The following is a 20,520-nucleotide window of genomic DNA, read 5'->3' on the forward strand; positions in this document are numbered from 1 at the left end:
CTCCTACATCCAGCGCCGCCTGCAGATCGGCTACAACCGCGCCGCCTCGATCATGGAGCGCATGGAGCACGAGGGCATCGTCGGACCCGCAAACCACGCAGGAAAGCGCGAAATCCTGGTCGATGGCGTGCGCATGACAGACGACGAGGACTAGAGCACGCGCCGATCAGATTGCGTAGCAATCGGATCGGATCACGCGTTCTCTATCAATGTGGTAGAGACGGCAGGCCCTGCCCCCGCCGGCCCCATAAGGTCGAAACGCCTACCGGCTGCGCTGGCGCAAAGCGCCAGGCAGACGATCGAAGGTCAATGCGACGCGCCGGCCCTGACGAAGTTGCTGAGCTCGGGCGTCTGCGGGTTCGCGAACAGCTCCTTTGAAGGCCCCTGCTCCCAGATCTTGCCCTGATGCATGAACACCGTGGTGTCCGCGACCGTGCGGGCAAAGTTCATTTCATGGGTCACGAGCAGCATGGTCATGCCGGCCTTCGCGAGCTTCTCCATCACGATCAGCACTTCGCCGGTCAGTTCCGGATCGAGCGCCGAGGTGACTTCGTCGAAAAGCATCACCTTCGGCTGCATAGCCAGCGAGCGGGCGATGGCGACGCGCTGCTGCTGGCCGCCGGAGAGGTTGTCCGGGTAGCTGTCAAACTTCTCGGACAAGCCGACCTGCGCCAGCACATCCTTCGCCAGCGCCAGCGCCTCGGCGTCTGGCACATTCTTGGTGATGCGCGGCGAGAGCATGATGTTCTGGCCGACCGTCAGGTGCGGGAACAGGTTGTAGCTCTGGAAGACGATGCCGACATCCTTGCGCAACTCGCGCAGCTTCTTCGGGTCCTGGGTCATGGTGTGGCCCGCGACCTCGATCTTGCCGGCGTGGAAGGTCTCGAGGCCGTTGATGCAGCGCAGCAGCGTCGACTTGCCGGAGCCCGAGCGGCCGATGATCGCGATCACCTGCCCCGGTTCGACGCTGAGCGAGACACCTTTCAGCACCTCCAGGGAGCCGAAGCGCTTGTGGACGTCTTCAATGAGAACGGCTGGCATTCATCACCTTTTCGAGATGGCGGCTGAGCCGGGACAGCGGGAAGCAGATCGCGAAATAGATCGCGCCGACCAGCGTGAAGATCTGGAAGGCCTGATAGGTCGCGTTGTTCACCAGCATGCCGGCGCGCATCAGGTCGACGAAGCCGACGACCTGCACGATCGAAGTGTTCTTCACGAGCTGGACCAGGAAGCCGACCGTCGGCGGCAGCGAGATCCGGACCGCCTGCGGCAGGATGATGTAGCGATATTGCTGGGCGGTCGTCAGCGCGAGCGAGGACGAGGCCTCCCATTGCTGGCGCGGCACGGATTCGATCGACCCGCGCCAGATCTCTGCCAGATAGGCCGAGACGTAGATCGACAGCGAGGCGGACGCGGCCAGGAAGGGCGGCAACTCGATGCCGAGAGCCGAGAGCCCATAATAGCTCATGAACAGCACCATGAGCACCGGAATCGACTGGATCACCAGGATGTAGCCGGAGGCGAAGCGGCTCAGCCATTTCGACCGCGAAAGGCGCATGATCGCAAGAACGCCGCCGAGCGCTCCGCCGATGAAGAAGGCGATTGCCGTCAACGCCAGCGTCCAGCCGGCGGAACGGAGGATGAAGAGGGCCTCGGGCCAACCGAAGGTCTGCATCAGGCGGCCTCCCCATGCGCTTCGGTCAAGCGGGCGAGGCCCGACACCTGCGGGAATAGCCTGTGGCCGAGCCAGTTCAGGAAGAGCTTCAGCGAGAGCGCCAGCACGAGATAGATCACGGTGACGACGATGTAGGTCTCGAAGCTGCGGAAGGTGTCCTGCTCGATGATCGCGGCCGTGCCGGACAGCTCCTGCACCGAGACGAAGGAACAGATACTGGAAGCCAGCATCATCAGCACGAACTGGCTCGACAGCGCCGGCCAGACGCGCGCGAAAGCCGGCTGCAGCACGACATGCTTCAGCACCTGCCAGCGGCTCATCGCCAGGGCCAGGCCCGCCTCGATCTGGGACCTGTGGATCGAATCCACACCGGCGCGGATGATCTCGGTGGCGTAGGCGGCGAGATTGAGCGTCATCGCAAGGATGGAGGCTTCGAGCCCGTTGAGGCGAATGCCGATCTGCGGCAGCCCGAAGAAGATCATGAAGAGCTGCACCAGGAACGGCGTGTTGCGCATCAGCTCGACATAGGCATCGACGATATAGCCGGCCCAGCTACCCGCGAGGCTGCGCAGCGCGGTCATGCCCGTTGCGAGCACGAGGCCGAGCACGATCGCGATGAAGGACAGCGCAATGGTGAGCCCGACCCCGTTCAGGATCATGGGCCATCTGGAAAAGACATCTTGGAAGAGCAACAGCGCGCTCCTTCGGCCTCAGGGGGTGAGGATGGTCGCCGGCGCGCGCACGCGGCGCGCCGGCTCGTTGGCCGATCCGAGCGGAAGGCCGCTCAGGTGCCGGATCAGAAGGTGGGCAGCGGCGGCAGCGGGCTGCCGACCCACTTCTGGGCGATCGCGTCGAGTTCGCCGTTCTGCTTGACGTAGTAGATGAAGTTGTTGAGCCACTGGCGCAGCTCATAGGCGTCCTTGCGCATGGTCATCGAGTTCGGCTGCATGCCGAACACGAACTTCAGCTCGGTCTCGGTCTCGCCGCGCGCCTTCATGGCGGCATTGGCCTGCGCGTCCGGGCCGGCGATGGCCTCGACCTGGCCGGAGAACAGCGCCTGCATAGTGGTGGCGTCGTCCTCGAAGCGCAGGATGGTGAGGTTCAGCTCCTTCTCGCGGCTGGTGAACTCGCGCTCGACGCTGGAGCCGCGGTTGACGCCCACCTTCTTGCCCTTGAGATCGGCCCAGGTTTTGATCGGGACGTTCTTCTTGGCGTAGATGCCGGTCTGGAAGGCGCTGTAGGGGATCGAGAACATCACCGCCTTGGCGCGCTCGGGCGTCGGAGCCAGCGTGGCGACGAGGAAGTCGACCTTGTTGGCCTCCAGCGCCGGGATGCGGGCCGGCGGGGTGAGCTGCACCATCTCGACCTTCACGCCGAGATACTTGCCGATCAGCGCGATGACGTCGGCGTCGTAGCCGATCGCATTGCCCTGCGAATCGACCGAGCCGTAGGGCGGTGCGCCGATCAGCACGCCGATCTTCACAGAGCCTCGCTTGATGATGTCGGTGACAGACTGGGCCGAAGCCTGGCTGGCCGCCAGCATGCCGGCGCCGAGAGCCAGCAGCGTGCCGGCAATCTTGATATGCTTGAGAATCTTCACTGGCCGTCTCCCGTTATGCGGCGTTCGCGCTGATTGGTGCCCGGCTTCTTGCGGCCGGTGAGTGGGTAAAATTAGCGTCCTTCTCGAACGACGTTCTCCAGCTTCTCGCCGGAAAAGCGCCGCCTGATGTTGGCTGCAATGACCGCCTGGCGCCGACGGATCGTTCCGTTGGTCCAGCCGGACATGTGCGGCGTCATTAAAACGTTTGAAAGCTCCTGAAAAGGCAGTCTCGACGGCAATGGCGCAGGATCGTTGGGCTGTGGATAACGATACCACGTATCGATGATCGCGCCGCCGATCCGCCCGCCCTTCAAGGCGTCGTAGAGCGCCTGCTCGTCGATGGTCGGGCCGCGCCCGACATTGACGACCACCGCATCCGGCCGCATCGCGGCGAAGGCGGCAGCGCCCACGATGCCCTTGGTCTCCTCCGTGAATGGCACCGAGACGACGACGGCGTCGACCGAGCCGCAGAACTCGGCGAGCTGGTCGAGGGTGAAGGCGCGGTCCACCAGCGCCGAAGTCGCGACAGGGCTGCGATTGGCGACATGCACCGTCATTTCGAAGGCCTTGGCCCGGGCCGCGATCGCCTTGCCGATATGGCCGAAGCCGAGCAGGCCGATGGTCGTGCCGGCGACCTCGCCATGGACACGCTCCGGAGCGCCGGCCCAGTAGGTCCAGTCCCCGCTCCGCAGCCGACGATCGGCATCCGCGAGCGGGATCTGCCGGGCCAGGAGCGCGCTCATCACATATTCGGCTATGGCCTGCTCATGGCCGAAGCAATTGCACACGGCGGCGGAAGCCGGCAGCAAGCCGAGATCGACCATGTCGTAGCCAGCGCCCGGCACGTGGAACAGCTTGAGCTGAGGCGGCTGCGGCAGGGTCGCGTCGAACTTCACGCCGATGATGGCGTCGGCCTCCGCATAGGTGCGCCGATCCGCATCGCTGGAAAGCACGTCGGGCAGCAGGTCGACCTGCGCGTCCCGGCCCAGAACCGCTGCGAAACCGTGGCTGAAGGAAGCGGCGTTCTCGCCATGGAAGACAATGCGCATGGTGCGAGGTTTCTCCTGTCAGGCGCCGAGCAAGGGCTCGACGCTGCAATCCAGCAAGGACGGGTCGATGGCCGCCTCCATCTCCTCGAACATGCCGTCGACGAAGCCGATCAGCGCGTCCGAAGCCGCCGTGGCACGCTCGGCGTGCCGGGTCGCGATGGCGTTCAGCACGGCGAGATGATGGTCGATCGTGCCGCTTAGGCCGATCTGCCGGGGCATGTGATTGTGGTAGATGAAGCCGATGCGCCGGAAGATCGTGTGCAGCGGGCGCAGCGTATGCTCGAGGAACGGTTCTCCGGCAGCCGCCAGAACCATCCCGTCGATGCGCCGGTCGAGCGTGTTGAATTCCGGTAGCGTCAGCGTATCGCGGCGCTCGCGCAGCAGGCGCTCCATATGCAGCATCTGGTTGCGATGCGAGGGCCCTGCCCTCTCCGCCGCCAGCCCGATGACGAAACGTTCGAGGTCACGGCGCAGGCGCAACAAGAGCCGCTCGCGCGCAAGGTCGATCGGAGCGATCTGCAGGCCATGCCGCGGCCGGATGACGATGAGCGTATCCGCGGCCAGCTGATTGACGGCGTGATGGATCGGCGTGCGGCCGAGCCCGGTCATCGCCTGAATATCCTGCAGCGAGAGGAAGCGGCCAGGAGGCAGCTCGCAGGTGACGAGCATCTCCTCGATGCGCTGGTAGGCGATCTCAAACAGGTTGACGCGGTTGCGCCGCGCCGGCGCCGCCTCGGCCTCTACCAGTTGGGGACGCTGTTCGCGCCTCGCCATCCGCATTTCCTCCGTCGCGATGCTCTTGTGTCGGCATCCTTTCGAGCGACGATAAACATGTTGTGAAATTTTACAAGCGCTTCTAAGCTTCGCCGAGGCGCCCGGCTTCCCCGACCGGCCGAAACCGGGCCGCCATCCATCAAGACGCTCCCGAGCCTTGCTCGCAGAAGAGCGTTGCCTCCGGGAGGTTCTGTTGAAAATCACCAAGATCGAGACACTGCGGACCGACGAGTTCGCCAATGTGCTGTGGGTGCGCGTCCACACCGACGCCGGTGTGATCGGGCTCGGCGAGACCTTCTACGGCGCGGCCGCCGTCGAGGCCCATCTGCACGACACGCTCGCCATGCGCCTGCTCGGCAAGAACCCGCTGCATATCGAGGCGCTGCACCGCGAGATGACCAACCTGCCGATGGCGCAGGCCTCGACCGGCGTGGAGTCGCGTGCGACCTCGGCTGTCGACATCGCGCTCTGGGATCTGTTCGGCAAGGTCTGCGGCCAGCCGGTGCACCAGATGCTCGGTGGGCTCTGCCGCGACAAGCAGCGCATCTACAACACTTGCGCGGGCTACAATTATGTCCGCTCGCAGAACATCAAGCCAGTCTCGACCTGGAATCTCGGCGCCACCGAAGGCCCCTATGAGGATCTTGGCGGCTTCATGAACCGAGCCGACGCGCTCGCCGAAAGCCTTCTGGAAAGTGGCATCACGGCGATGAAGATCTGGCCCTTCGATCCCCCCGCGATCGAGAACCAGGGCCTCTTCATCACGCCCGATCAGATGCGCAAGGCCTGCGAGCCTTTCGAGAAGATCCGCAAGGCAGTCGGCGACAAGATGGAGATCATGGTCGAGTTCCACTCGCTCTGGAACCTGCCGACCGCGATCAAGATCGCGCGGGTCCTCGAGCAGTATGAGCCGACCTGGTACGAGGACCCGATCCGGATGAACTCGCCGCAGGCTCTGGCGGAATTCGCCCGTTCCACGACGGTGTCCGTGACCGCGAGCGAGACGCTGGGCTCGCGCTTCCCCTACAAGGACATGCTCGACCGCGACGCGATGCACATCGTGATGGCCGATCTCTGCTGGACCGGCGGTCTGACCGAAGGGCGCAAGATCGCTTCGATGGCGGACACCTATCACCGCCCCTTCGCGCCGCATGACTGCATCGGCCCGGTCGGGTTCATCGCGGCGATCCACGCCTCCTTCAGCCAGCCGAACACGCTGGTTCAGGAATCGGTCCGCGCCTTCTACACCGGCTGGTACAAGGAACTCGTCACCGAGATGCCGGTGATCAAGGATGGCTATGTCTTCCCGATGGAAGGCCCCGGCCTCGGCGTCGATCTGCTGCCGGCCGTCTACGCCCGCCCGGATTTGCACCATCGCGAAACGAGCCTGTGAGGACGCCGTGATGACCAACCCCCTTTTCGATCTCACGGGCCGCACCGCTCTCGTCACCGGTTCCTCGCGCGGCCTCGGCCGCGCCATGGCCGAAGGGCTCGCGGCCGCAGGCGCGCGCATTCTCGTCAACGGCACGGACCCGGCACGCGTGAACGTCGCCGTCGCGGAAATGCGCGCCGCGGGCTTCCAGGCCGACCCGGCCGCCTTCGACGTGACCGACGAAGCTCGGATCAAGAAGGCCTTCGCCGGTTTCGACGCGGCGGGCATCGCCGTCGACATCCTCGTCAACAATGCCGGCATCCAGCTCCGCAAGCCGATGGTCGAGCTGGAGACGGCCGACTGGCAACGCGTGATCGACACGAACCTGACATCGGCTTTCGTCATCGGCAGGGAAGCTGCAAAGCGCATGATCCCGCGCGGCCATGGCAAGATCATCAATATCGGCTCGCTGACCAGCGCCCTCGCACGCGCCACCGTCGCGCCCTACACGGTCGCCAAGGGCGGCATCAAGATGCTGACCCAGGCCATGGCGGCCGAGTGGGCGGAGCATGGCATTCAGTCCAACGCCATCGGCCCCGGCTATATGCTCACCGACATGAACCAGGCGCTGATCGACAACCCCACCTTCGACGCCTGGGTCAAAGGCCGCACGCCGGCGAAGCGCTGGGGCAAGCCCGAGGAACTGATCGGAGCGGCGGTCTTCCTCGCCGCCCCCGCATCGAACTACGTCAACGGGCAAATCATCTATGTCGACGGCGGAATGATTTCCGTCCTGTAGTCATTTCAGAGACGTAGCGCCGAAGATCCTGCCGCTATGAGATGATAGCGGCAGGCACGGTACGGGCGTCGGGCGATCGGGGACGGCCGCAATCACCGCAGCAGCGCCCCGCCCCCTCGCCTGCTGGGCCTTCGCCGTTCAGGACGGTGCCCCGTCTCACGCCTCGTTCAGCAGAAGCGGCACGGTCAGCGCACCGAAGATACGCGCGGTCGGGAAATCAGCCTCGCTGAAGAAGCCCGCCACGTTCGAGATGTTGAGCGTTCCCACGCAGCGCCCGCTCACCAGGAGCGGAATGTTGATCATGCCGCTGGCGCCGAGGCTCGCGATCAGCTCGTGGTCGAAGAACGTCGCCTTGATGTCCTCGGCATTGTGCGAGATGTGGAATTCGCCCTTTTCGAGCACATGCGCGCCCCAGGCCGTGCCCTGCTTCGGCTTGCGGCCGCCGACAGGATAGGCCGTCTCGTTGCTGGAATAGAGCCGCTCGACCTCAACCGTTTCAGCCCGGTAGGCCAGCACGGTCAGGAGCTTGTGCCCCCAGACCTTCTGCACCAGCGCGTCGATCGCGCTGTACGCCACCTTGGGTTCGGCCTTGGCGACGAGTTCGGCCACCTCGGCGATGTCGGCGGCGGTGATCGGCTGCTTGGAGCTGGACATGGGACGCAAGGCCTCTGCTTGGGGGATCAGGAGCGGGTCGGCGCCGGCAGCGCTGCCGGCACGACGAGATGCGAGCGCGCCTCGGGTATCAGCCCGCCCGAACGGAAGCGCAGGATGACGAGCAGCGAGACGCTGACGATCAGCTCGCGCAGCGCAGCGCCCTGCACTGGCGTGATCGCCGGGATCAGCGGCACGATGAAGCGCGTGCATTCCAGGAAGAAGACGACGACGAAGGCACCCAGCACGGCGCCCTTGCTGTTGCCGACACCGCCCGCAAGCAGCGCCAGCTTGATGTAGAGCGTCAGCAGCGGCACGAAGATGTCCGGCGCGATATATGAGGTGTAGTGGCCGTAGAGCGCACCGGCGACACCGAGCGCGACGCTGCCGAGAGCGAAGGCCTGCACCTTGTAGAGCAGCACCTGCTTGCCGGCGACCGCCGCGACCTGTTCATCGTCGCGGATCGCGCGCAGCACGCGGCCGAAGGGCGAATAGCTCAATCGCTCGACCAGCACATAGGCGACCGCGACCACCACGACCATGATCGCGAGGTAGAGGGAGTTGAACTCCACCGGCGTCAGGGCACCGCGGAAAGGGCCGGGTATGCCGGAGATGCCGTCGCTGCCGTTCGTCAGCCAGATCTCGTTGGTGGCGAAGACGCGGATCGTCTCGGCGAAGCCGAGCGTCACGATGGCGAGATAGTCTCCGCGCATCCGGACCGTTACGAGCGAGACGATGACGCCCACGAGAGCCGCCGCAGCACCGCCCGCCATGACCCCGACGACGATGGGAAGGCCGAACTTCACCGTCAGCAGCGCCGAGGTGTAGGCGCCGACGGCGAAGAAGCCGACGAGGCCGAGGTTGATCAGCCCCGCCATGCCCCAGATGATGTTCATTCCGAGGGCCATCAGGGCATAGATGCCGGCCGACACGCCCATCGCGATAATGTAGTTCTCCACGGCGCGAACTCCTCAATAGGCCCGCTGGCCGAGGATGCCGCGCGGGCGCAGCACCAGGACGAGCAGGATCGCCAGGAAACCGACGGCGCTTCGATAGCTGGGCGAGAGCACCAGCAGGCAGAGCTCTTCGCCGATGCCGACGACAAGCGCTCCGACGATGGCCCCGGGAAGGCTGCCGAGCCCGCCGACGACGGCGGCGGCGAAGACCGAGAGCATGGCGCGGAAGCCGGTGAGCGGGTCGATCGAGGTGTCGAGGCCGATCAGCATGCCGCCGAGGCCGGCCAGCCCCATGCCGCCGAAGGAGACGATGCGGGCGACCGTGTCGGCATTGATGCCCTTGATATCCGCGAGCATCGGATTGTCCGCGACGGCCCGCATCGCCTTGCCCATGCGCGTGAAGGTGAGGAAGGCGAAGACGAGCCCCATGATCACCACGGAGATCGCGAGGTTCTGCATCTGCTGCGGGCCGATGCGGACGCCGCCGACGATCATGTCGCGCGCGATCGGCAGGTCGTAGCCGCGCAGTTCGTTGGCGAAGACGAAGCGGATCAGATTTTCGATGGCGATGGTGAGCGCGATCGAGCCGATCGCGGTCGTGATCGCGCCCATCGCGCGGAACGGCTTGAGCACGACCTCGTCGCTGACGAGGCCGAGCAAGCCGGCGAAGAAGAAGGCGAAAACCAGCGATGGGATCAGCGGCAGGCCGAAGCTGACATTCGCGACATAGCCTGCGAAGGCCCCTGCGGTGGCATGCGAGGCGAGCGCGAAATTCGGGAAGCGCAGCACCGCGAACATGGCGGTGAGGCCGAGCGCCGGCACGGCCAAAATGGCACCGGCCATGACGCCGTTGAGGAGGAGTTGAACGAATTCGGCGAGAAAGGGGGACATGGCGTCGTCAGCCTCCGAGGAAGACGCGCCGGATCTCGGCGTCGTTGGCGATCTGGCTGGCGACGCCCGTGCGGTGGTTGCGGCCGTCGACGAGGATGTAGGCGCGGTCGGAGATGTCGAGCGCGTCACTGGCGTTCTGTTCGACCAGGGCGATGGCGACACCCTCGCGGTTGATGGCGCGGATGTCCTCGAACAGCCGATGCGCGGCGACGGGAGACAAACCCGCGGAAGGCTCGTCGAGCAGCAGCACCTTGGGCTCCACCATCAGTGCCATGCCCATGGCGAGGATCTGGCGTTCGCCGCCCGAAAGCGTGCGCGCCGCCTGCCGCCGCTTGCGTTGCAGGACAGGGAAGCGCTGCATCACATTGTCCATGCGGGATGCGACCCGGCCAGGCTCGACATAGCCGCCCATCTCGAGGTTCTCGACGATGCTCATGCTCGGGAAGACATTGTGCTCCTGCGGCACATAGGCGAGGCCGAGCCTGGTGATCTCGCGCGGCGCCCGCCCGCCGATCGGCTCGCCGTTCAGCGTGATCGAGCCCTTCGAGGACCGGATCAGCCCGGCGATGGCCTTCAGCAGGGTCGACTTGCCGGCGCCGTTGGGGCCGATGATGCAGGCGATCTCGCCCGCCGCGAGGTCGAAATCGACCTGCTTGAGGATCTCGTCGGCAGCAGAATAGCCGGCGACGAGCCCGGAGACGCTGAGTACGCTCATGCTCGGCGCCCCATATAGGCCTGCTGGACCTCGTGATTGCCGGCGACCTCCTCGAAGCTGCCTTCGAGCAGGCGGCGGCCTTCGGCCAGCACGATGACGTGGTCGCAGAGGCGGGCGATCATATCCATCTGGTGCTCGATCAGGAGGAGCGTGACACCCCGCGCCACGATCTCGCGCAGCTTCTCGCCGATCTCGCGCACCAGCGTCGGGTTCACGCCCGCGGCCGGTTCGTCGAGCAGGATGAGCTTGGGTTCGCTCATGAGAGCACGGCCGATCTCGAGCAACTTCTTCTGGCCGCCCGACAGGTCCGAGGCCTTGTTGGCGAGCACATGGCTCAGGTTGAGCATGGCTGCGATCTCCACGGCCTTCGCCATGATTTCGCGCTCGCGTGCGACCGCAGCCCTGGAGCGCAGCAGCGCCGCGCCGACATGCTCCCCCGGCTGATCGGGCGCGTAGAGCAGGAGATTTTCCAGGACGGTCAGCCGCGGAAAGCCGCGAGCGATCTGGAAGGTCTTCACCAGCCCGCTCCGCGTCACCTGGTCGGGCCGCAGACGGGTGATGTCCGTGCCGTCGAAGCGGATCGAGCCGCCATCGGCAGGGACCAGGCCGGAAATGCAGTTGAACAGCGTCGTCTTGCCGGCGCCGTTCGGCCCGATCAGCCCGGTGATCTTGCCGGGCTCGACGTCGAGATCGACGCCGTTCAACGCATGGACGCCATAGAAGCTGCGCGTGACGCCGCGGACTTCCAGCAGGGACATCTCACCTCACGGGACGACAGAAGTGGCGGGAGCGGGCCAGCGCACGCTCCCGGGGTTTGCGGTCGGGCGTGTTGCTCTCAGGCGACCTTGAGGAACTTGAACTGGCCCTTCTCGACGATCTGGAAGCGGAACTTGCAGTCGATGATGTCGCCGATCTCGTTGAAGTCGCAGGGGCCGCTGGCGCCCTCGTAATTGATCTCCTTGCCGGCAGCGATCGCCTTCAGCCCGTCGACGGCGGTGTAGACCTTCTCGCCCGAGCCCTGCGAAATCTTGCGGACCGCATCCTTGATCGCCGTGCCTTCCGCCTGGCCGGCCTTGGCGATGGCGAGCGACACGAGGCTGATCCAGTCGGTCGCCTGGGTCTCGTAGGAATCCGGCGCTTCGAGCTTCAGGCGCTTCGCCGCCAGCGCGAAGGCGGGCGACTGGATGTCGGCCGAAGGGGCCACGGTGTAGACGCCCTCGGTCACCTCCGGCGGCAGCGCCTCCAGCACCTTGCTGGTCACCGAATAGGATTGCGCGAAGCGCGGGCCGTTGAAGCCGGCGCGGTAGAGGTCGCGCAGGATGACGCTCACATCCGGCGCATAGCCGTTCACATAGACGACGTCCGGCTTGGCGCGGAGCACCTGGTCGACCTCGGAGCGATAGGTCGTCTTGTCCTTCTCGTAGATCAGCGCGCCGGCCATGGCGGCCCCGGCCTTCTCCACCGTCTCCTTCAGCTTGGCCTGGGTCGGTGCGGCGAAGGGGGACTGGATCGACATGATGAAGACGCGCTTGCTGCCGAGCCCGAGGAGGAACTCGCCGTGCTTGGCGGCCTGCAGCGCGTTGTTAGGCTGGGTCCGGATCAGATAGCCCTGGTGCGGCAGCAGGGTGATGCTGTCCGCGCCCGAGACCGTGGTCAGGAAGGTCTTGCTCTCCCAGCAGACGGGTGCGACGGCGGTCGTCACCGCCGAGGCCCAGGTGCCCATGATCACCGGCACGCGGTCGACGTCGATCAGCTTGCGGGCAGCGCGCACCGCCGCCTCCGGGTTGGTCTGGTCGTCCTCGACGACGAGATCGATCTTCTTGCCGAGCAGGCCGCCCGCGCCGTTGATCTCTTCGGCCACGGCCTGCATCGCCTTCAGCATGCGCGGGCCGTCGAAGCCCCCTGCCCCGGTCAGCGGCGTCAGAACGCCGAGCTTGAGCGAAGCGGACTGTGCGCGAACGAGCGTGGGCGCGGCGAGCGTCAGCAGCGCGGCAGAGCCGGCCTTGAGGGCCGAGCGGCGGGAGATGGAACGCGTCAGGCTGGTCATCGCATGTTCCCCTTGTTGTCAGTCGTTCGATGGGCGTGATGGAACGGGTGAATCCGCGGCCGAGGCCCGCCGGCGGCTTCCGAGGAAGGCCTGCAGGGTCTTGTGCACGTTCTCGATATGCGACCTGAGCAGGATCGCCGCCTTCTGGAACTCGCCGGCCTCGCAGAGATCGACGAGCGCCACATGCTCGTGCTCCGCTCGTTCGCGCCCGTCGGTGAGGGTCAGCTGCATGCGGGTCAGCCGGTCGCTCTCCTGCATCAGGTTGGCGACGACGGCGAGCGAACGGCCGCGGCCGGCGCGACTGTAGAGTTCGCTGTGGAAGGCGCTGTTCAGCTCCCCCCACCGGCTCGGATCGTTCGAGCGCAGCGCAACGCCGAATTCCGACAGGATGGCGCGCAGGCGCACATAGTTATGCGCCGTCAGCCGGGGCGCCGAGCGCTTCAGCAAGCGCGGCTCCAGCAACAGCCGCAGCTCAAAGACCTCGTCGACGTCATCGCCCGAAATCTCCGAGACGACCGCGCCGCGATGCGGCACGATCTTGACCAGCCCCTCGGCCTCAAGCTGAAGCAACGCCTCGCGCAGCGGGATGCGGCTGATGCCGAACTCCTCCGCCAGCGCGGCCTGTCGCAGCGCCCGCCCGGCAGCCAGCGTGCCGTCCAGGATGCGTTGCCGGAGCTCGGCGGCGGTGGCGCCGGAGATCGTCTTGTGCTGCAGCCCCTTGACGACGCGCCAGCCCATCCCCGCGAGCGGGTCGCTTCCCATGGGTATCGGCGCGCCAAAAACCATCACGGCATCCCGTGCGAGTAGCTCTAGCGATAGATTTTATACAATCTGCATTTCCCGGGCAGACGGCAAGCGCCTATTATTTAGCGCCCGGCCGACCGAAAATTATCCGGCAGGCGAGCAATTGGGCGGGAAGTCGACGACGCTACAACCAGAGCTGGCGAGAACGCCCGCCATCCCACCAGCAATAAAGCGATCTCGCAGAAATCAGGCCGAAGCGGCCCTAGGAGACGGCGATCGCCATGCCGTCGCGCTGCGGATCCGCGCCACCCGACCACCCCTCCCCATCGACCTCGACGCCATGCGGCGCGCCGAAGGCGAAGGACTGGTAGGAGCGGGCGACCGGATAGCCCATCGCCTCGAGCTCGCCGGTGACGCGGCGCTCTACGCGGTTCGAGACGTCGATCGTGTCGCTCAGGCAGACGACGCGCGGCGCGGCCACCGCCTCGGCCATGCCCATCCCGAAATCGATCACGTTGCTCAGCGCCTGCGCCAGCGCCGGCACGATGAAGGTGCCGCCGGGCGCGCCGATGGCGATGACCGGCTTGTCGTCCTTGAAAACGATGGTCGGCGCCATGGCGCTGCCGCGCGCCTTGCCCGGGGCGATCGAGGCGGCGCGTCCGGGGCGCGGGTCAAAGCCGCTCATCGTGCCGTTATACATGAATCCAAGGCCGTTCGTGATCGCGCCCGAGGGCTGGCCGAGCGTATGGGTGATCGTCACCGCATTGCCTTCTTCATCCATGACGCAGGTCACCGTCGTGTCCGGCGGATCCTTTGCAAGCTCGGAACGCGGCACGCTCGCCCTCTCGCCGGCGCGAATGCGGGCGGCACGCTCGGCCGCATGCTCCCGCGACAGCAGCATCTCGATCGGCACCTCGACGAAATCGGGGTCGCCCATATGAGCGTCCTTGTCGATCGTCATCCACTTCATCGCCTCGGCGAGAATGCGGACATGCTCGGTCGAATTGTGCTCCAGCGCTGAGAGGTCGAATTCCTGCAGGATATGCATGAGTTCGATCAGCGAAACACCGCCGGCAGCCGGCGGATTGCCGGCGATCCGCAGACCCCGGTAGGAGCCCCAGACCGGCTCCTTCTCGCGCACCTTGTAGCCGGCGAGGTCCTCCATGCCGACGAGCCCGCCATGGGCTGCCATGTCGGCCGCGATCTCCTGCGCGATCTCGCCGGTGTAGAAGATCTCGGGGCCGCTCTCAGCGATGCGCTCCAGCGTGCGGGCGAGATCGGGGTTGGCGACGATGTCGCCGGGGCGCTTCAGCGTGCCGTCCGGATGGAAATAGATCGCCCGGCCGGTCTCGCTGAGCCTCAGCTTGTCCTCCGTATTGACCTGTCCGGTGGGGCGCTGGTCGATGGTCCAGTAGTAGTGGACGTATGGCCGCAGCATGAAGCCCTCGCGCGCCTGCCGGATGGCCGGCGCAACGACATCCTTGAGCGTCATCGTGCCGAAGCGGGCCAGCGCCTCCGCATAGCCCTTGACGTTGCCTGGCGTCCCGGCGGCGAGATGGCCGAGCTCGTTGGCATGGTCGCTCAGCAGGAAAACGAAGCCGTCGCGCGTCTGGCCGACGAAGCGGTCGGCCCACATCGCGGCGGTCGCGGAGAGCGGCGCCCGCGCCAGGAATTCCAGCACGGTATGGACACCACGCTTCGGCATGCTGATCTGCATCGCGCCGAAGCCGCCGATCCCGCACATCTGCGGATCGACGACACCCTGGCTGAAGGCGCAGGCGATGGCCGCATCGACGGCGTTGCCGCCGCGCCGCAGGATCTCCGCTCCAACCTCGGCGGCCTCCGGCTGCGCCGCGACGATCATTCCGCGCATGGTATTCCCTCCGTCTTCCGGTCCGCTCAGTGCAGCTCGTTCTTGAAGAACTGCCCCCCCCGCATGATCGCGCGCAGAGCCCGCCCGTCATTCTGGAACAGGGTCGCGTCGCGGGTCGGATCGCCATCGACCACGAGCAGGTCCGCATAGGCGCCCGGAACGAGCGCGCCGATCTCACCCTCCATCCGGCAGAGCTTCGCCGCAACGCTCGTCGCCGAGGCAAGCACCTCCGGCAGCGGCAGCACCTGCGCGCGCAGCTCGAATTCGAGCGTCTGGTACTTCTGGAGCTGGCCGAGCAGGTCCGAGCCATAGCCCATCGGCAGCCCGGCATCGCGCATATAGGAGAGCGATTCCATGCCGCCCTTGCGCACCGTCTCGATCTTTGCGGCGGATTCCGGCCTGAGCCCGAAAGCCGTGCCCTCGCGCGCCAAACCCTCATAGGCGGCGAGCGTCGGGACGGCGAAGCAGCCAGCCGCCGCGGCCTTCTTCGCGGTGTCCGGCTGGATCAGATTGCAATGCTCCAGAGAAAGGACGCCGCACTCGACCGCTCGCGCGATCGCCTTGTCGGTATAGAGATGCGCGGCGACATAGGTGCCGGCATTCTCCGCCTCCTCCACCGCCGCCTTGATCTCGTCGCGCGAGAAGCCGAGCGCGTGGATCGGGTCGTTGGGTGAAGCGACGCCGCCATTGGCCATGATCTTGACGAAGGTCGCGCCGGCGCGCAGCTGCTCGCGGGCGGCGAGACGCACCGCGTCGACGCCGTCGCAGAGCTGGCCGACCTGGCCGAGCCGCCCGGTATAGAGCGGGCGCGTCTCCGAGCGGTCGCGCGGGTCCGAATGGCCGCCGGTCTGGCTCAGCGCCTTGCCGCAGATGATCAGCCGCGGCCCCTCGATCAGCCCCTCCTCAACCGCCATGACGAGGCCGAGATCAGCGCCGCCGAGGTCGCGTACCGTCGTGAAGCCGCGCATCAGCATCGCCTTCATCGTCCGCGCCGTGCGCAGCGCGACGAGCGACGACGGCGTCATCGCATTGGCGACGCCGTTCACCACGGCCGAGACGACATGGACATGCATGTCGATCAGCCCCGGCATCAGGGTCCGCCCGCGCAGGTCGATGCGCTGGGCCGAGGCCGAGGCGATCGGCTTCTCGGACACTTCGCGGACGCGGTCGCCCTCGATCAGCACCTCGATGCCATCGATCAGCCGGTCATGCTCCGGCGCGAGAAAACGGCCACCGGCCAGGATGAGCTGGGACATGATCGGGCTCCGACGCCTGAGGAGAATGACCATCCCCGGACGGATCGCCCGGCGCTTTCTGACGGCCGGAGACAAGTGGTCCCACAGAACAATCCACCACGCAATTGCATAATGGCGATTTTATCCAATTGACAGGCGTGCCCTTGCCCCGCTCTTCTCGTAGGCATCGCGGGAGGGGTCCCGACGGTCTGGGTAGGGGATCGAAACTTGGCGAAAGGCAGCGGCTCGGCAGCGATCCAGGCGAACGGAGCGCAGCTCTCGGCACGCCTTATCGTCGGTGCGCTGATGGTGGTCGCCATCGCGCTGATGACCGTTCCGCTGCTGATGACCGCCTATATGAGCGTCTTCGCCGACGGTGTGGTGACCTTCCCCCCGAGCGGCTACACCCTGTCCTGGTACGGCAAGCTCGCCGAGTTCCCGAAATTCGGGCAGGCGCTTGGGACGAGCCTCAAGGTTGCGGCCGCAGCGACTCTGCTGAGCCTCCTGATCGGTGTGCCGGCGAGCATCGCGCTGGTGCGCCTGAGCTTTCCCGGTCGCGGCCTGCTCAACGTGCTGCTCCTCTCGCCGCTGACCGTGCCGGGCGTCGTCATCGGGCTCGGCCTCTATGTGCTGCTGGTCGAGGTCGAGATCCGCAGCGAGCTTCCTTTGACCGGCTCGGACGGCGTGCTGATCCTCGCCCATCTGCTCATCACCACGCCCTGGGTGGTTCGGCTCTGCGTCGCCAATCTGATCCAGCTTGACCGCTCGATCGAGGAGGCGGCGGCCAATCTCGGTGCCCCGCCCGGCCGCGTGCTCTGGAGCGTGACGCTGCCGATGATGCGCCAGGGCATCGTCGCCGCGGCGCTTTTCGCCTTCATCGTCTCCTTCGAGAACATCGAGATGACGCTGTTCCTGATCAGCCCGGGCACGATCACCTTCCCGATCTCGGTGCTGCAATATCTCGAATACCGCTTCGATCCGCTCGTCGCTTCGGTGGTGGTGGTCCAGACCGCCGTCATCGCGCTGCTGCTGTTGGCGATCGATCGTTACGTCAAGCTGAGCAAGGTCGTGTAATGAGCCAGGACGCCTATCTGCGTATCGAGGGGTTGACCAAGGCCTATGGCGCGACCACGGCCGTGCAGGACGTCAACATCGAGGTCAGCCGCGGCGAGATGATCGTGCTGCTCGGCCCCTCCGGCTGCGGCAAGACCACCACTCTCAGGCTCGTCGCCGGCTTCGTCGAGGCGACGCGCGGGCGCATCCTCGTCGAGGGCGAGGACTATGCCGCGCTGCCGCCCTACCGGCGCGAGATGGGCATGGTGTTCCAGAGCTATGCGCTCTTCCCGCATCTCACGGTGGCGCAGAACATCACCTTCGGCCTGCGTATGCGCAAATTGCCCAAGGCCGAGATCGCCCGGCGTCTCGACGAGGTGCTGGAGATGGTCAAGCTGACGCCGATGGCCGACCGCTATCCCCGCCAGCTCTCCGGCGGCCAGCAGCAGCGAGTGGCGCTGTCTCGTGCGCTAGCCATCCGCCCGAAGGTGCTGCTGCTCGACGAGCCACTCTCCAACCTTGACGCCAATCTGCGCCAGTCCGTGGCGCGCGAAATCCGCCAGCTCCAGAAGGCGGCCGGCCTGACCGCCCTGATGGTCACGCACGACCAGGACGAGGCCATGACCATGGCCGACCGGCTGGTGCTGATGAGCGAGGGCAAGGTCCAGCAGATCGGCTCGCAGGAGGAGCTCTACGAGCAGCCCCTCAACCCCTTCGTCGCCCGCTTCATCGGCCACAGCAACCTCGTCGCGGGCGAGTTGGTCGATGCCGACACCTTCCGCCTGCCCGGCGGAGCCGTGCTGAAACTGGCCGGCCGCTACACGCAGAGAGGCCCGCACACGCTGGCGCTGCGGCCCGAGCGCGTGCGCCTGCACGGGCCTGCGGACGACGCCCCGCCCCGCGCCACCGTTCAGGTCGAGGATGCGACCTATGTCGGCGGCCACGTCGATTACCTGCTCGGTTTCGCAGGCGGGGGCAGCCTCGCCTTGCACGAACCGACCGGCGCCTCGGGTTCCGCGCGCCGCGCGACGGGCGAGACCGTCACCATCACCTGGGACGGACTCAGCGAGCGTCTCTTCGGCAGCGATGATGCCGCTGTCGCCGCTCAGGCTGCCTGAAGCGCCCAATCGAAGCGACGATCAGAAAACCAGAACGAGGGGATCACAGACCATGACCGAACTGTTCAAGCCCAGCCGACGTTCCATCCTCACCCTGGCAGCAGGCGCCGCCGCCACGCCTTTCGCCCCCGCAATCCTGCGCGCCCAGCAGGCCTCGGGAACGGTCGTGATGAGCACCTGGGGCGGCGACTACGCCAAGCTCCTGACGCAGAACATCGACAATCCGCTGCTCAAGCCCAAGGGCATCGAGGTTGTGCAGGATGCCGGCACGGAGCCGACCCGCGTCGCCAAGGCGATCGCCCAGCGCCGCCTGCCACGCGGCAGCGTCGACGTGATCTCGGTCCAGGCGCCGGCCGCCTTCGACCTCGAAGAAGCCGGCATGCTGGAGCCGCTCGACGAGAGCAAGGTCCCGAACCTGAAGTACGTCCAGAAGACCTTCGCGACGCCCTACTCGATCCCCCATATCTACAGCCCGCAGGTCATCGCCTATAGCCCGGAGCGCGTGAAGGAGCCGCCGAAAAGCTTCTCCGACCTCACCAGCGAACGCTATGTCGGCAAGGTCGGCATCCTCGACAACAGCTACATCTGGGTCGCCATGGCGGCGGCGCTGAAGGAACAGGGTGACGCCGGCAAGATCGCCGAGGTCAAGGCGGTCATGGAGAAGCTCATCAAGAGCGGCGCCAAGACCTACACCTCCACGGAAGCCTTCGCGCCCGGCATCAAGTCGGGCGAGATCGATGTCGGCCTGGTCTGGTTTGCGCGCGTGCTGTTCTGGTCCAAGGGCGGCGTCGAGATGAAGGCGGCCTTCCCGGCGGAAGGCTGCCTGACCTATGTCTCCAGCATGGCCGTGCTCAAGAACGCACCGAACAAGGCTGCCGCCTTCGCCTATCTCAATGCGGCGCTCGAGCCGGCCGCGCAGCGCGGCTTCGCCGACAGCATGGGCTACCATCCGACCATCACCAACGCGGCGCTCGAAGGCGATGTCGCCCAGCGCCTCGCCCTGCCCGAGCCGGCGCCCAAGCTGATCCCGGCCCCCTACCCGCAACTCAGCGCCGTGCGCGACGACATGAACGACTGGTGGCGTCGCCTGCTGGAGCGTCGCTGACCATGACGAAACGCCGGCCCGAGGGGCTCACCGCTACGCTGCTCATCGGGCCGGCGACCATGGTCGTCCTGCTCTCGCTCGTCCTGCCGCTGGCGCTGCTCGCCCGCTACAGCATGAACCGCTACGACCGCCGCACCTTCATGGTGGAGGCGTTCACACCCGAGAACTACCTGCGCTTCGTCACCGACCCGTTCTATACGGGCGTGCTCTGGACCACCTTCAGCATCGCCATCGTCACGACGCTGCTCTGCCTCATCCTCGGCTTCCCGGTCGCCTACAAGCTCGCCCGCTCGCAGAGCCGCTGGAAGTCGATCGGCGTCCTGCTCGTCATCCTGCCGCTCTTCATCGGCAGTACGGTCCGCGCGCTGGGCTGGATGGGCGTGCTCGGGCGCGGCGGCATCGTCGACGCAATCTACGGCGCGCTCGGCGGCAGCGGCATCTCGCTGCTGAACTCCTCCTTCGCCGTCGCGCTCGGCATCCTCTCGATCAACCTGCCCTATATGATCCTGACGCTGCAGAGCGTGATCGAGGGCATCGACGCCCGCGTTGAGGAGGCGGCCGACAGCCTCGGCGCCTCGCCGCCGCGACGCTTCTGGCATGTCGTGCTGCCGCTCGCCCTGCCCGGTATCGGCACCGGCGGCATCCTGGTCTTCATCCTGGCGATGAACGCCTATGCCACGCCCTTCCTGCTCGGCGGCGCCCGCTTCCAGATGATGGCGCCGATGCTGTATCGGGAGTTCGCAGTCAACAACAACTGGCCTTTCGCCGCGGCGATCGCCTTCATCCTGATGCTGACGACGTTGACGCTCACAGCGGCATCCAGCCTGTTGGTCCAGCGCCGCTACCGCGCTCATTGAGACATC

22 protein-coding genes are annotated in these 20,520 nt (G+C 66.2%); 7 read left to right on the forward strand and 15 right to left on the reverse strand.

Features of this window, described 5'->3' with window-relative positions:
- Positions 1–154 (forward strand): DNA translocase FtsK (locus BoBH3_RS12765; RefSeq protein WP_410050610.1); only part of this gene is annotated, 154 nt, incomplete at its 5' end.
- Positions 155–306: 152 nt separating this feature from the next.
- Here the strand turns inward: BoBH3_RS12765 and BoBH3_RS12770 are convergent.
- The 6 genes from BoBH3_RS12770 to BoBH3_RS12795 form a co-directional block, all read right to left on the reverse strand.
- Positions 307–1,041, reverse strand: coding sequence for an amino acid ABC transporter ATP-binding protein (locus BoBH3_RS12770; protein WP_262331201.1), 735 nt, complete (start codon positions 1,039–1,041; stop codon positions 307–309).
- A complete protein-coding gene (locus BoBH3_RS12775) occupies positions 1,022–1,675 on the reverse strand; it encodes an amino acid ABC transporter permease (RefSeq protein WP_262331202.1) in 654 nt (217 codons plus the stop codon). The genes BoBH3_RS12770 and BoBH3_RS12775 overlap by 20 nt, the downstream gene beginning before the upstream one ends.
- The gene (locus BoBH3_RS12780) at positions 1,675–2,334 is read right to left on the reverse strand and encodes an amino acid ABC transporter permease (RefSeq protein ID WP_262331203.1); all 660 of its coding nucleotides are present in this window, start codon (positions 2,332–2,334) and stop codon (positions 1,675–1,677) included. The genes BoBH3_RS12775 and BoBH3_RS12780 overlap by 1 nt, the downstream gene beginning before the upstream one ends.
- Positions 2,335–2,471: 137 nt before the next feature.
- Positions 2,472–3,275, reverse strand: a complete 804-nt coding sequence (locus tag BoBH3_RS12785) for a transporter substrate-binding domain-containing protein (RefSeq protein ID WP_410050596.1) — start codon at positions 3,273–3,275, stop codon at positions 2,472–2,474.
- A gap of 71 nt (positions 3,276–3,346) precedes the next feature.
- Complete coding sequence (locus BoBH3_RS12790; protein WP_262331204.1) at positions 3,347–4,324, reverse strand: 2-hydroxyacid dehydrogenase; 978 nt, start codon at positions 4,322–4,324, stop codon at positions 3,347–3,349.
- A gap of 18 nt (positions 4,325–4,342) precedes the next feature.
- The gene (locus BoBH3_RS12795; RefSeq protein ID WP_262331931.1) at positions 4,343–5,098 is read right to left on the reverse strand and encodes a GntR family transcriptional regulator; all 756 of its coding nucleotides are present in this window, start codon (positions 5,096–5,098) and stop codon (positions 4,343–4,345) included.
- Positions 5,099–5,291: 193 nt separating this feature from the next.
- Here BoBH3_RS12795 and BoBH3_RS12800 point away from each other — a divergent pair, with 193 nt between their 5' ends.
- Together BoBH3_RS12800 and BoBH3_RS12805 are read left to right on the forward strand one after the other, a co-directional pair.
- Positions 5,292–6,491, forward strand: coding sequence for a mandelate racemase/muconate lactonizing enzyme family protein (locus BoBH3_RS12800; RefSeq protein ID WP_262331205.1), 1,200 nt, complete (start codon positions 5,292–5,294; stop codon positions 6,489–6,491).
- 10 nt (positions 6,492–6,501) lie between these two features.
- Positions 6,502–7,269, forward strand: a complete 768-nt coding sequence (locus BoBH3_RS12805) for an SDR family oxidoreductase (RefSeq protein ID WP_262331206.1) — start codon at positions 6,502–6,504, stop codon at positions 7,267–7,269.
- Positions 7,270–7,425: 156 nt separating this feature from the next.
- On the opposite strand, the gene BoBH3_RS12810 is transcribed toward BoBH3_RS12805, so the two are convergent.
- The 9 genes from BoBH3_RS12810 to BoBH3_RS12850 all read right to left on the reverse strand — a co-directional run bounded on the left by BoBH3_RS12810 (position 7,426) and on the right by BoBH3_RS12850 (position 16,402).
- Positions 7,426–7,923 carry a GAF domain-containing protein gene (locus BoBH3_RS12810; protein ID WP_262331207.1) on the reverse strand — a complete coding sequence of 166 codons (498 nt, stop codon included), beginning with the start codon at positions 7,921–7,923 and terminating at the stop codon, positions 7,426–7,428.
- A 26-nt stretch (positions 7,924–7,949) separates the two neighbouring features.
- Positions 7,950–8,879 carry a branched-chain amino acid ABC transporter permease gene (locus tag BoBH3_RS12815; RefSeq protein WP_262331208.1) on the reverse strand — a complete coding sequence of 310 codons (930 nt, stop codon included), beginning with the start codon at positions 8,877–8,879 and terminating at the stop codon, positions 7,950–7,952.
- A 12-nt stretch (positions 8,880–8,891) separates the two neighbouring features.
- Positions 8,892–9,767 carry a branched-chain amino acid ABC transporter permease gene (locus BoBH3_RS12820; RefSeq protein WP_262331209.1) on the reverse strand — a complete coding sequence of 292 codons (876 nt, stop codon included), beginning with the start codon at positions 9,765–9,767 and terminating at the stop codon, positions 8,892–8,894.
- 7 nt (positions 9,768–9,774) lie between these two features.
- On the reverse strand, positions 9,775–10,482 hold the full coding sequence (locus BoBH3_RS12825) for an ABC transporter ATP-binding protein (RefSeq protein ID WP_262331210.1): 708 nt from the start codon (positions 10,480–10,482) through the stop codon (positions 9,775–9,777).
- Complete coding sequence (locus BoBH3_RS12830; RefSeq protein ID WP_262331211.1) at positions 10,479–11,240, reverse strand: ABC transporter ATP-binding protein; 762 nt, start codon at positions 11,238–11,240, stop codon at positions 10,479–10,481. The genes BoBH3_RS12825 and BoBH3_RS12830 overlap by 4 nt, the downstream gene beginning before the upstream one ends.
- Positions 11,241–11,317: 77 nt before the next feature.
- The gene (locus tag BoBH3_RS12835) at positions 11,318–12,529 is read right to left on the reverse strand and encodes an ABC transporter substrate-binding protein (RefSeq protein WP_262331212.1); all 1,212 of its coding nucleotides are present in this window, start codon (positions 12,527–12,529) and stop codon (positions 11,318–11,320) included.
- Positions 12,530–12,547: 18 nt separating this feature from the next.
- On the reverse strand, positions 12,548–13,315 hold the full coding sequence (locus BoBH3_RS12840) for a GntR family transcriptional regulator (protein ID WP_262331213.1): 768 nt from the start codon (positions 13,313–13,315) through the stop codon (positions 12,548–12,550).
- A gap of 220 nt (positions 13,316–13,535) precedes the next feature.
- A complete protein-coding gene (ggt, locus tag BoBH3_RS12845; protein ID WP_262331214.1) occupies positions 13,536–15,146 on the reverse strand; it encodes a gamma-glutamyltransferase in 1,611 nt (536 codons plus the stop codon).
- A gap of 26 nt (positions 15,147–15,172) precedes the next feature.
- Positions 15,173–16,402, reverse strand: coding sequence for a metal-dependent hydrolase family protein (locus BoBH3_RS12850; protein ID WP_262331215.1), 1,230 nt, complete (start codon positions 16,400–16,402; stop codon positions 15,173–15,175).
- 207 nt (positions 16,403–16,609) lie between these two features.
- Here BoBH3_RS12850 and BoBH3_RS12855 point away from each other — a divergent pair, with 207 nt between their 5' ends.
- The 4 genes from BoBH3_RS12855 to BoBH3_RS12870 are packed head-to-tail and all read left to right on the forward strand — an operon-like array spanning position 16,610 to position 20,514.
- Entirely contained in the window at positions 16,610–17,455 is an 846-nt protein-coding gene (locus BoBH3_RS12855) for an ABC transporter permease (protein ID WP_262331216.1), read from the forward strand.
- Entirely contained in the window at positions 17,455–18,552 is a 1,098-nt protein-coding gene (locus BoBH3_RS12860) for an ABC transporter ATP-binding protein (RefSeq protein WP_262331217.1), read from the forward strand. Before BoBH3_RS12855 ends, BoBH3_RS12860 begins: the two co-directional genes overlap by 1 nt.
- A 52-nt stretch (positions 18,553–18,604) precedes the next feature.
- Positions 18,605–19,657 carry an extracellular solute-binding protein gene (locus BoBH3_RS12865; protein ID WP_262331218.1) on the forward strand — a complete coding sequence of 351 codons (1,053 nt, stop codon included), beginning with the start codon at positions 18,605–18,607 and terminating at the stop codon, positions 19,655–19,657.
- Between the two features lie 2 nt (positions 19,658–19,659).
- Positions 19,660–20,514: an ABC transporter permease gene (locus BoBH3_RS12870; RefSeq protein WP_262331219.1), complete on the forward strand. Its 855-nt coding sequence runs from the start codon at positions 19,660–19,662 to the stop codon at positions 20,512–20,514.
- Positions 20,515–20,520: the final 6 nt, after the last annotated feature.

Origin of the sequence: Allobosea sp. BH3, assembly GCF_025499465.1 — a bacterium.
Classification (GTDB): domain Bacteria; phylum Pseudomonadota; class Alphaproteobacteria; order Rhizobiales; family Beijerinckiaceae; genus Allobosea.